Source organism: Marinococcus halotolerans DSM 16375 (genome assembly GCF_000420725.1).
Taxonomy (GTDB): Bacteria; Bacillota; Bacilli; order Bacillales; family Marinococcaceae; genus Marinococcus; species Marinococcus halotolerans.
Map to the genome: position 1 here is coordinate 35,727 of NZ_ATVM01000022.1, position 11,811 is coordinate 47,537.

An 11,811-nucleotide genomic window follows, 5' to 3' on the forward strand; every position below is an offset into this window, starting at 1 on the left:
TGGTCGTATATTTTTATTTTAGAGGACGTGCCCTAATTACAAAATACAAGAAACTTTATTCTTTACAATTTAAAAAGTTTCGAAAATAGCAGTTTCTTAATACACTAACGACTGCCTGCCTTTAGCTTTGAAACCTTGAACAATATATTCTTCTGAGCTAGTGGCTACTACTACATGTAAATCGTAATAATCATACAATTCTCCAAGATTATTTTTATTAGGACTCTCTAAGTCTTCGTTTCCGTAAATACTGGCTCCCGAAGATAAAGAACGTATAAATGAATCAGCTAAATCTTTAGCGTAGTCTTCATTGGTCGCACTTTCTACTACTATAGCTAAGCTAATAGTTTTACCGTCTTCATCAACCGCAGCGTGAACATCTTTTACGCCTTCATAATCAAGCATAATTCCATAGGAATCATCAAGCACGTAATCGTTAATCATTTCTGAGGAATTTTTATCAACGCTTTCTTCTTGTTTCTTTTCTTTCTCTTTAGCCTCTTGCCTTTTAGTTTCTTCATTTTCTTTAGCGGCCTGTTTCTTAGTTGCTTCTTGTTCCTTAGCTTTTTGTTCTTCCTGTTCCTTTTCTTCTTTAGCTTTCTGTTCTTTCTCTCGAGCTTTTTGTTTTTCAGTTTCTTCTCTTTCTTTAGTAGCTTGTTCTTCGGCTTCTTGAGTTTTGCGTTCTTCTTCCTCCTTGACTTCTTCTGCTTCAATAGCTTCTTCACTAACGTTTTCTTCTAAGGTAGGGGCAGGGGCATTTACAAAAATAACACCGACAATGTTAAAAAGAAGAAAAAGGTAAAAAATGGAAGCTAATGTAGCTTTCCATCTCGAACCTGAGCGATAGCCTAGGATGCGCCGATACCACTTTCTTTTCTTTTGCATAGAACTCCCCCCTAAGTTTTTGCCTATATTTAATTATACCTAGAAATAAAGCAATGTAGTTATAATTATTATGCGGTTTACTTTTTTTATTTTAAGTCGTTTTGAATTTCATCATTACAAGAGTACTATGTAAGGTTTACGCCAGTTCAATTCGAGGATGGCATTACTTGAACGATATCTAAGAACTAAGGAAAGCTAGTGTAAGTGCTATTGGGACCGGCATCAAGCAGAATGATATAAGAAAAGAAATTACTAAAACAAGGCGGAAGTATACTCGGTGGAATGTTGATCATCGTAATGTTTACGGTACTTGTAGTTACTGTTGCTGTATTAGGATAGAAGGCGAGACAATAGGATTGGAGCTAAAGCAGAGACAAAGGGGCAGCATTATGGGTGACCGTATGAAAGAAACTCAATGGGAGAAAGTCACAGGAAAACTAAATTTTGATATAATTAGGATAAAAGAATCAGCCGTCTTAATGTTGTTAGAAGGGCGCGTTCGTTAAGTTCCATTGCCAGAGCACGGAGAAACAAAGATTGTGACGCCCCAGAGGAAATTGAAGTGCGTGAAATAAGGTGAGAGGAGGTGTTTTAATTTTTTCATTTTTAACAGAAGCTGATTTTTGGAGAATTACGACAGGCTTCGGCACGTTATTTATTGCTTTTATGGCTTATCGAATAAGTAAATTGGCTTTGCAATCTAGCGATGCTCCAAGACCATTTATAAAAAAGCGAAGACTTAAAAATAGGCATATGAGTTCTTACTATGAAAAAATAACTGTTGAAGTGGATTTAACGAATTTTGGTTCGTCCAGAGCATTGAATTCTTATCTAGTATTAAGTTTCAAAAATTGTTATATAAAGGAGTATCATTTATCTAGACTTGAAATGCTAATAAACGAGAGTAATAAGAAAACTATTTCTATATCATTTTTGGTGGATAGACCTAGAACTTATAATTCCTTGTTAGAAGTATTTCACTCCGGGCCTATCAATGTTGAAGATAAGTTAAAATTGATGGTTTTTGCAAATGACTTCTTTGGTCGTTATTATGTAAAGAAATTTCGGCTCAAATTTGATAATACTCACTTAAACGATAGCTATGTACCTTTTAAGCAGGTGGGTATTTTTAATAAAACATTTTGGGAAATGCAATGGTTTAAGCGCCAAGCAATTAGACAAAAAAATACTTACCCCGAAAAAATAAACCAAAAAACTATCACACAAGCGAATTACCTATTATGCCGGGAGACACATGGGTATCAGATGAAAATGAATTACCGCAGAATAATAAGTAATAAGTTCTAATAGTTAACTTAAGGAAACTGAATGGCAACCCAGTAATGTGCTTTCGTAATGATATAGAAGAAAGTGAAGCGGGTGAAGTGAGATGAAGGAGAGGAGTTTTAGCGATAGTTGATTTTTTTCAGAGTGTCTCGCCAGATGCATGGTTAGGCTTCCTTGGTACGATGCTGGCAGTTATTTTTTCTGGTTTGTTCACTTTATTTTATACAACTTATCAAATTAACAAAGAAAAAATGATTAGAATTATGGATGAACGTGAACCGTTAAGGCGAGGATTAAACGATAAAAGAAAAGATTTTAGAAGGCTTATAAGAAATTTTAATAAAGTTTTTGAACAAGATCCTAAAGGCGAAGAACTAGAAAGATTAGTGAAAGAGAACCAAATTATTATAACTTCAATTAATGAAGTGTTACTTAATAAAGAAATCATTCGAACAGAAGAAATAGATAGAATGCGCATATTTGCTGGAGGCTTAAAAACAACTAACAATATATTAGGTTTTAAAAAATTTGAAGGTAAAGAAATAGTAGTTAAAGATAATAATTTTCCGTCGCCTCCTTTAAACGAAGTTTATAGTAATGAAAGGTTCAAAAACTATGTAGAAAGTGCTGAAAGATCTTGGGATAAGATTCGAAAGGATTATAAATTAAAAAATTAGTTCTACCAGTTCACTGGAGAACACTGAATGACAGCATAACGATGTAGTTTGGTGTCCTCTTTTTTTATTAAGAGGGAATTTATGAAAAAGTAACCGCAAGAGAAGAAACAGCAACTGACCGAGCGAGAAGTGAAAGAGTTGATGGGGTAACGAAGTAAACATATAGACGAGCCAACCCGGGCTTCAAGGGCGAAATAAGACAGGGCTATCGTATATGCGAAGCAATTAAAGAAAATGAAAATCAGTTATTAGACCGAGAAGAGAGCGATACTGTTATCAGCAGCTAATATTGGCTCAAAGCTGAGGTTGTGAGGTTCCAGGAAGGTTTGTCTGAAGCTGGAAACCTAAGAGGTGGTAATATTAATAAACAAACGCAAACATACAGAATTAAAGCTGCTATGCTAAAAAAGTCGAAAGGCATTAGCCAAGCGGAGTATGATGTAACGGATCGCAGAGACCAAAATCTAATTACCGGTATTCATAATTATGGCTAGAGGAAATCATTCATGACTTGGAGGTGGAGACCCGGATTAAACGTGTTACGCCTCTCATGTGCCTCCGCTCTCCGTAAGGCGTCAAGATCATCTTTATAGGGATAGGTAAGCCGGCATAATTATAGTCCATTAACAACGTATCGGTCGTCTGGTTAAAAAGTGTTTCAGATTGAAGTACGAAGGTTTTAAGGAATTGCTGTGGCGCTTACGCCATCCTACGTTGTAAAACTGCACTTGGTCTTTTCTAGTAATTCGCTGAGCAAGACAATTGGTGTTGTAAATACTTCTTCCAAGATAAAGATGAACGGCTTCTTCAAGTTGGAGGATAAGGAATTGCAAGATCAATGCGCAATGGTACTTAGTAACGTTTGTTATCATCGCTCCACTTCTAACGAGCATCTCTTTTTACTCGTTAACTACATTGAACAGTTGAAGGAGGCGCGAGTGGCTGCCCCATAGCTTAGGAGGCTGTTGGTCAAAACGGATTTGGACTTTGGTTTTGAAACATCCTTCAACGCGGCGAGCGACATGGCGATTGAACATCACTAGGAAATCTTTTATATCTATTGGAAATAATACAAGCGGGCACAGACTGACGATGAAACATCGAAGAAATTGGAGTCGATTCGCCAGCAGCGCAAAAAATAAAACCTATTCGGCTAAGACAAAAACTATTACATATTTTAAGGAAAAAGGGTTACGCATGGAAGGAACTAAGAAGTTTCAAGGTGCTCGAATCCAATATACGAAGAAAGTAAAGCTATTCAACAAGATTATCTGCTCGACAGCGTGGCCACATTTTATCGAAGAATTGTCTTTTAAAATGAACAAAGACGGAGAGAGCATCGAAGGCGAATTCAATATCGGTCCAAACACGTTTTCCGCTATCTGGTATGGGTTGGACAATTAGGAAGTGATAAACCTGAAAAGTGAGGCCTTTATAAGCAATGTAAACTCCTAGTAATAATTGCTGCAATAAAGTGACAGGGGGGATAATATGAGTAAGTTAATAACGGAACTAGATATGGTATATGTACCTATGTCTTTTCAAGAAACTTATTGGATTGAGAAACTAAAAGAACTTGAAAGAATTATAAATAAGGCTACTATTTATTTTATAACGCAACGAAAAGAAGTGAAGTTCATAGAAATAGATGAAAGTAATTTAAGAGAAGAAGGCGCTATTTGTTTTAAATTACAAATGGGAAAAATTACTACGCCCACTATTAAATTTTATATCATTGAAACCATAGAAAAACAGTATGAAGTTGATAAATATAGATTGAAAGCTGGAGAAAAAATGATCAACTTGATACCGCTTGAAAATGATAACAATGACACTTTTTTATTTACCTCCGATATTTTTTTGACTCATCTTTTAAGCAATAACTTAATGTATGATATTGAAGAAGAATTTGATTTTGGTCAATTTGTAAACTATGAAGTTTTATATATTGGTATGGCAAAAGCAAAAGGAGCTCATGCACGTTTAATCAAGGGCTCACATCACGCCACACAGAAAATATTAAAAAACGCTTCTCCTATTGAGTATGGAGCTGAAGTGAAAAATGAATGCAAAGTTTTTTTGTTTGAACTGACTTCTTTTTTTAATATTGAATTAGAGGGTTTTGATTTTAATGAATATGTTATTGATAATGATCTCGAAGCTTTAATTATTCAAGATTGCGAAAGAGCTTTAATTAATCAGTTAAAGCCCAGATATAATGGCACAATGTATGGAAAGTATCCCGAAGGGAGAAGAGTACTAAGTGAAAGAAATATTAAGAATTTCGAATACACTCTTAATACCCCATTTATTTACTTTACTGATAATAATGAATTAAAAGGTAATATTTTGGATGAAGAAAAGTCAGTTTTAAGAGTGGATGGAGACAAAGTATCTATAGAATAAAATATTGAAAGGAATGACAAACCGCGTGAAACATACAGACGCCTATATCATGGCGAACATGTCTCAGTTGATTCCCAGAACCCCCAGCCATGTTTATCAGTCGCTCCTTGGGTAATGTAACCTCCTCCTTGAAACGAGTGGCAGCCAAACAGGATAAAGCAGCGGATATCTAAAACGAATGAGAATTAGAAGAGCCAAGTCAAACTGCTTAGAAAGAAGTAAACCTCCATTAGGAACTGTGCCCGGAACGTCTACTTCCCACAAGAAGACGGAAGCAGGACGGATTTGATCTTTTCGATTTATGAATAGCCAGCCTCTAAAGACGTGAAAAATGTGCATGTCTACCGGAAGCCGGTGGAGAAGAACGACAAAGTGGCAAAAAATGATTTCAAAATGAATCTCATTTGCTTTCATTTTCCTTCGGAGAAAAATTGGGGCGATAAGCTGTAACAGGTAGAAGACGAAACAGAAGTATTGGGACAACTTTGTAGGAATGCTTTCTAAAGCATTACCCTAGCGCCTGCATTCTATATGACTTTCATCCCGAAAATGCATTTAGATGTTTGCTTCCCTTATATAAAGAGGTAGAGAGGAATACATAAAAAAATAAAGGATGATAAAAAATGAATAAAGCACATTTGATTACGGAGAAACTGGCGCTGGAGGAAGAGTACGATAAAGGTGAGGTTCCGCACGATGAATATACCGAGCGTGTGGAGGAGCTGCAGCAGCAGCTGGAGCAGCCAAACTTTGTAAAATAAATGTAATGATGAAAAACTAGAATAGTATGGTAATGTGTAGGCAGAAGGTGATAAAATGAGTAACTTTGCTTACATCAAACGCGGAAAAACCAATGAAATTCTCATCGGAGCGTACAAGGAAATCGTCAATGCGTATTACGGAGAAGAAATTTATTCGTTTGAAACCGAAGAGGAATTATTTCACAGCATTCAAACGTACCGGCAAAAAGAATATATTATCACCCGCCTGAGCGAATTACCCATCATTGATGTGCTGTGGAAAAAGACAGGAAGCGCCCGCTACGAAACCGAGTAGCGGGTTTTTTTATGTTCAATTGGAGGCCGTATTGAACCAGGCATGAGAAAAATTCATCGTACATAATAGTTTTTTATCCCCCAAAACAAATAGTCCAGACAATATACAACGTGGGGAAGACGAAAAATAAACTCGATGCTTTCCTGGAAATTTATAAAGAGGTGAAAAGTGTGAGCAAGCATCATGAACTGCGGGCCATCATGAAGAAAATGAGCGGACAGGATCATATAATCAGGGTGCCGCGTATCTTTATCGAATTTTTGGACGGTGATCTGAACACGGCGCTCGTTTTAAATCAGCTCGTGTTTTACGCCGACAAAACAAAGCGCACCGACGGCTTCTTTTATAAAAGCTACGGGGAATGGGAAGTGGAGACGGGGTTGTCCCGGCGCAAAATCAAGGGGTCGATCGATAAGCTGATCCATAAAGAGCTGGTCACCACCAAGCTGAAAAAGGCGAACGGGGCGCCGACGCTGCACTATGCGCTGGATTACGACAAAATGCTTGCTTCCATTATGGCAAAATGTGCAAATCCATCTGAACAGTCTGTCACTAACCCGGATGTGGACAAAGTGTCGGATTCCTTAACAGATGATCTGCAGTTGAATTCAACAGATGAATTAAACAGTAGTCCCCGCGCCATCGGCAGTGTTGTTCCGTTTTACGAGGAGAATTTTGGCGGAAAGATGACAGCCTATCACCGGGAGCGACTGAGTGATTGGTGCGAGGTGCTTTCCCCGGAGATTGTGCTTCGGGCATTAGAGATTACTATTCTGCAGGGCGGCCGCAGCCTGAAATACGCTGAGCAGATCCTGAATGACTGGCAGCGGTTCGGCTGTCGCACGCTTGATGATGTAGAGAAATACGAAGAAACAAAAAAACAGCAGAAGGAGGCACGCCGACATGGAAGAAGCAGCCAAAGGCATGCAGGAGGTACTCGCCAGTCTCGAAAAGAAATCAGCAGAAATGAAAAGCAATCCACTCTCGGCCGTGGATGGTACCGGCCGGGAACCTGACTACCAGTGTCCGGTATGCAAAGACCAGACCGGCTGGCTGGAAAGGGTGGAGGGAGTAGAAAAATGGGTGATCTGCCCATGTATTCGCGAGCGACGGACGCAGCGGCTGCTTCAATTCAGTGAGATCACCGAAAGCTTCCGGAATGTCACCTTCGGGCAGTTTCAGACCGACAACATGGATCCGCAGGTAGCGAGTATGAAAGAAGCCGCGCTCGCCTACTACAGCAATTACCAGGATCTGCGGAAGCAGCGGGAGAACAGCATGCTGATCATGGGAGTTCCGGGTTGCGGTAAAACGCACATTTTAACGGCGCTCAGCAATAATCTGATGCAGCGCAAAAAGATCGAGGACGAGGGTGGACAGCAGCAGGGCATATCCGTCCAGTATTTTCCTTACGTTGAAGGGTTTAACGACCTGCGGGACGACTTTAATCTGCTGGAGCGGAAAATGGAGCGCATGAAAAAGGCGGATGTGTTGTTTATCGATGATTTGTTCAAGCCGGTGAAGCAGTGGACAAAGGATGGGTATGAGCGGGTGCCGCGGGCGACCGCCTGGCAGATCGAGCAGATGTACGCCGTGATTAATCACCGGTATCTGAATCACCTGCCGATTCTCGTTTCCACCGAGCTGATCATGGAAGAGCTTGTGGATGTGGATGACGCGCTCGCCTCCCGGATCGTGCAGATGTGCAAATCCTTCCTGGTGACGATCGCCGGGGCAAAAAACGACTTAAATTACCGACTCAAAGGAGTGTATTAAATGGTGCCAGCGTGCGCGATAGTAATGCAGGGGAGAATGCTGAACGAAGTGGAAGAGCAGCTGCGAAGGGAGCGGGTGCAGCGGAATTTGGAGCGCTTTAAAGAGGCGGAGCGGAATTTTGAAAGGCAGAAAACGGTGGTGGAAGGATGAAATTATGACCGCAGAGTTTCGGTATACATAGAAACTTATTATTGAAAATAAAAAACCGGCTCATAAGCGGCTTTTCTTCAGCGCTCATGAGTCGGCTTTTGTTGAGTATAAAACAATGCGATTTTATTCGTTTAAGTTAACCTTGGCAGAGTTGTTTCCAAGAATACCTTCTTGAACTTGTGCCTGGAGATCATCTGCTTCAGCGACTTCTTCATTAACATCAAAGGCGATCACCCCGCTAGAAGTAGAATCAGGATTGATTTGCTCTAAGAACAATCCCATACCGTCTTCATTAGCATAACCAGAAGCTTCAGAGTCTGGCTCGTAAGTATTGCCATCGCTCAGTAATTTCACGTAAGACTCATCTACAGTAATAGCTTCACTGCCATTATTCGTGATTTCTACATCGACGAGAATATACGTACCGTCAGCTTCTGTTTCTAAGCCATCAGAACCTACTGTCCCGGACGTTTCCATTCCATTAACGACATAAGTCACATCGCCAACCTGAACTTCCTCACCAGTACCATACGTTTCTTCCTCAGAACCTCCGTCTTCCGACGCGCTGCTTTCTTCTGAAGAACCTTCATTGTTGCTGCTGTCACCAGAGGATTCATCTCCGTCCCCACCGGTCACACTTACAATGATCACAATAATAATGATCACCAGGACCAGGGCGCCGACGCCTGTCAGACAGCCTTTAAACATTTTACCCATAAAATTTAACCCCCTACATATGTAATGAAACGAGGCTAATTTTACCAGTAATACGAGTGATTGGCAATTTATTTATAATACTTTTTTCATACATTGCAATACTTTTTACTCAATATTCGTCTAATCTGATGTTTCAAGCTGATCATCCTGCTCCGGCCCGTTCTCAATTTCTATATCGCTGTCCTCCGCAATATCCCCTAAAACGAGCGGCACTTCGGTATTTGGGGCAAATCCGTCGAAGCCGCCGTACAACGCTATCGTTAAACCAACCTTCAGGTAACTATCCTCTGGGGCAGTGACTAAATAAGTGTCTTTATCCCCTGAAGGTGCATGCATTCTGTAAACACGTTCATCATAGGGGTTAAAATTCTCGCCGGGCGAGTATTCATGAGTAATCTCTCCCTCGACAACGATAGGGGCGCCTTCATGCATATCCTCATAATAGGGTTCAGCCGCATTTTTTAAATTTTCCTCAAAATCGCTTTCATCAGGCGGCTGGGCCACCGATTCCTCCGGAGCAGAGCTCTCCTCCGTATTATTACCGGGCTGCTCTTCAGAAGGTTGCTGCTCCTTGCTTTCTTCCTCCGGCGAAGCATTTTCTCCCAAACTGCAGCCCGCGGAAAAAATACCAAAAGAAACTCCCAGTGTGAGAAGCATCATTTTCTTCTGCATCGAATCCCTCCAGCCTGTCCTAAATATATAATACTACTATATTATATCTTCATGCTTTTTGTGTGGATTCCTTTATTTAGGGCAGTCGCTCTTTCAGGGCGAAAAAGCCCTAAGAAATCTCTTAGGACTTGTACTTTCACATATTTGAACATTATTCACAACCTGTTCCATCCCCGTCCCGGTCTAAATGGCTGCCGTATCCTGGATCTTCTTCCTGTACCGGGGCAGCTCCGGCGTCTCTTGCGGCAGTACAATTTTCATAATATACATTTTCAGAGGAGGAATCACTGGAATCGTCAGAAGGCTCGCTGTAAGTGTCAAAAAAAGATTCACAAGGGGCCCCGTCTGAGTCTCCATCCAGATTATGAGGGTCATCATTTGCGCTATAATCATTATCGTTCCAAAATTGATCCACCTCGGCCTGACTGGAAAAATCCCCGCAATTCATATCGGAGGATACAGAAGTGGAAGAGCCGTTGCTCTCGTTACTGGAAGTCTCGTTACTGTTAGATGATTCATTGTTATTTGATGAAGTATCATTGCTCGAGGAGCGCAGGTCTTCTAGATCTGATGTTACTTCTTCAATCCGTTGATCTTTTTCCTCGATCTCTTCGTTCAAGTTATCGATTTTTCCCTGAAGCTCTTCCTGCTCACTATTGTCTTCTTCCAGATTTGATAATTTTTGATTTAAGTCTTCTTTTTCATCTTCCAAATTCGAAACCTGCTGAGTCGCTTCTTCATTTTCTATTTCAAGATCATTGATCGTTGCGTTCAACTGCTCCTTATCGCTCTGTAATGTACCGACTTTCCCCTGGAGATTGTCGATCTGAGTAGCATTTTCTTCTGCTTTACTGGCTTCTGCATTGTTAGCGTCTGCTGTCTCTTCCAGGATTTGGTTTTCGTCTTCTAAATTATTTACACGTTGGTTCAACTGTTCTTTCTCTTCTTCAAGCGTGGAGATTTCTTCCTGCTGCTGAGTAATTGTTTGATTCGAACCAACCCCAGTGACTGTCAGGCCGATCCCTAACAATAAGAGAAGGATAAACCCATAACCGGCTGCAGCCAGAAGCATTTTCCACCAGCGTCGCGTACGAAACCCCGGAATTTTTTTGTACCATTTCTGTCGTTCGCTCATTGCTGAGCCCCCTAAATTACCTCAATAATTTTGCTTTCTTGGTCTCGGATTCTTCTTCAGTCAGAATGTTTTTTTCTTTAAAGTTATAGGCGAGCACGATGTTCTAATTAGGCCTTTTTTCTCCCTTTTTCACAACAACCCAAGCAAAATGTCTGCCTCCTAACTATCTGTTTGATTAATTTGTATGGCTTAAACATTGAACTATCGTAACTCCACTGTAAAGAAGTAATAAGAAAAAGTACTCAATAATAAATATATATGGAATAAAATGATAAAATGTGATTAAAGTTTCAGACAGGAGGAAGACATTTTGAAATGGAGAAAATCCGTAGTGAATAAGTAAGCAAATACTTAGAAGCAAAAGTTCTGATGTTAGCGGTTGAGGGAGAGGCACTACAAAACAAAGGAAGGGACTTTTAGCGAAAAGATCTAGTACGTAATGATATTTGAGAGGATGCAAAAAGAAAAGGGGAGCATTACTGGAAATTTACGCTGCTTCGATCTGCTTGGCAGCACTATAGCGACAACTGGGAGCAGGATGAAGCAACTAGATTTTGAGGTACTTAGAACAAAAAGAACTTCTTATTAGTGGGCCGTTTTTATTGCTCTCCTATGCCTGCACATGGGGAGACAAAAATTTTGACGTCCCAGGAGAAATTGAAGCGAGTGAAATGAGGAGGAATTTTATTGATTAATTATAGTATAAACACCTTTTTTAACAATATTTTAAAAGCCCAAAAAGAGACTCAAGAAGCTTTGGCTAAAGAATTAAAAGCTAGTTATAAAGAAGGAATGCTAGAAGTTCGTAATGCGATGGAAATTAATATGTTTGAATATAATTGGGCTATGACCGAAAACATGACTTCAGCGAAATATAAAGAACCATATTTACAAGGATGGAATCAATCTCAAACCGATGATTTTTTTATAAATTACTTTAGTGATGAAAAGGTGCTGTAGACGTCAAGTCGAATTTTACACTTTTTGCTCATTTCCTGTTTACACTTTTGTTGAAAATATTCGCTGCCGGTTTTTCATCCGGTGGCTTTC

14 protein-coding genes are annotated in these 11,811 nt (G+C 39.9%); 10 read left to right on the plus strand and 4 right to left on the minus strand.

The window, feature by feature from the left end; genetic code table 11:
* Positions 1-96: 96 nt before the first annotated feature.
* Positions 97-885, minus strand: a complete 789-nt coding sequence (locus G548_RS19280; RefSeq protein WP_022794710.1) for a hypothetical protein — start codon at positions 883-885, stop codon at positions 97-99.
* A 576-nt stretch (positions 886-1,461) separates the two neighbouring features.
* Here G548_RS19280 and G548_RS19285 point away from each other — a divergent pair.
* The 9 genes from G548_RS19285 (at position 1,462) to G548_RS19295 (ending at position 8,237) form a co-directional block, all read left to right on the plus strand.
* A complete protein-coding gene (locus G548_RS19285; RefSeq protein ID WP_156847947.1) occupies positions 1,462-2,193 on the plus strand; it encodes a hypothetical protein in 732 nt (243 codons plus the stop codon).
* A gap of 161 nt (positions 2,194-2,354) precedes the next feature.
* Positions 2,355-2,849, plus strand: coding sequence for a hypothetical protein (locus tag G548_RS0113645; RefSeq protein WP_022794713.1), 495 nt, complete (start codon positions 2,355-2,357; stop codon positions 2,847-2,849).
* Between the two features lie 1,092 nt (positions 2,850-3,941).
* Positions 3,942-4,253: a terminase large subunit gene (locus G548_RS18865; RefSeq protein WP_022794714.1), complete on the plus strand. Its 312-nt coding sequence runs from the start codon at positions 3,942-3,944 to the stop codon at positions 4,251-4,253.
* 87 nt (positions 4,254-4,340) lie between these two features.
* Positions 4,341-5,255: a GIY-YIG nuclease family protein gene (locus G548_RS0113655; protein ID WP_022794715.1), complete on the plus strand. Its 915-nt coding sequence runs from the start codon at positions 4,341-4,343 to the stop codon at positions 5,253-5,255.
* A gap of 623 nt (positions 5,256-5,878) precedes the next feature.
* On the plus strand, positions 5,879-6,016 hold the full coding sequence (locus G548_RS19290; RefSeq protein WP_022794716.1) for a hypothetical protein: 138 nt from the start codon (positions 5,879-5,881) through the stop codon (positions 6,014-6,016).
* A gap of 55 nt (positions 6,017-6,071) precedes the next feature.
* Entirely contained in the window at positions 6,072-6,311 is a 240-nt protein-coding gene (locus G548_RS0113665) for a hypothetical protein (RefSeq protein WP_022794717.1), read from the plus strand.
* 170 nt (positions 6,312-6,481) lie between these two features.
* Positions 6,482-7,327, plus strand: coding sequence for a DnaD domain-containing protein (locus tag G548_RS18870; protein WP_022794718.1), 846 nt, complete (start codon positions 6,482-6,484; stop codon positions 7,325-7,327).
* A complete protein-coding gene (locus tag G548_RS0113675; protein ID WP_040881095.1) occupies positions 7,215-8,087 on the plus strand; it encodes an AAA family ATPase in 873 nt (290 codons plus the stop codon). Before G548_RS18870 ends, G548_RS0113675 begins: the two co-directional genes overlap by 113 nt.
* Positions 8,088-8,237 (plus strand): hypothetical protein, encoded by a 150-nt coding sequence (locus tag G548_RS19295; RefSeq protein ID WP_022794720.1) that lies wholly within the window; start codon positions 8,088-8,090, stop codon positions 8,235-8,237.
* A 123-nt stretch (positions 8,238-8,360) separates the two neighbouring features.
* Here G548_RS19295 and G548_RS18300 read toward each other — a convergent pair whose 3' ends face one another.
* The 3 genes from G548_RS18300 to G548_RS19535 all read right to left on the minus strand — a co-directional run bounded on the left by G548_RS18300 (position 8,361) and on the right by G548_RS19535 (position 10,761).
* Entirely contained in the window at positions 8,361-8,954 is a 594-nt protein-coding gene (locus tag G548_RS18300) for a DUF4352 domain-containing protein (protein WP_022794721.1), read from the minus strand.
* A gap of 120 nt (positions 8,955-9,074) precedes the next feature.
* Positions 9,075-9,626: a hypothetical protein gene (locus G548_RS0113690; RefSeq protein ID WP_022794722.1), complete on the minus strand. Its 552-nt coding sequence runs from the start codon at positions 9,624-9,626 to the stop codon at positions 9,075-9,077.
* A gap of 151 nt (positions 9,627-9,777) precedes the next feature.
* Positions 9,778-10,761, minus strand: coding sequence for an excalibur calcium-binding domain-containing protein (locus G548_RS19535; RefSeq protein ID WP_022794723.1), 984 nt, complete (start codon positions 10,759-10,761; stop codon positions 9,778-9,780).
* Positions 10,762-11,448: 687 nt separating this feature from the next.
* Here G548_RS19535 and G548_RS0113700 point away from each other — a divergent pair.
* Positions 11,449-11,721, plus strand: a complete 273-nt coding sequence (locus G548_RS0113700) for a hypothetical protein (protein ID WP_022794724.1) — start codon at positions 11,449-11,451, stop codon at positions 11,719-11,721.
* Positions 11,722-11,811: the final 90 nt, after the last annotated feature.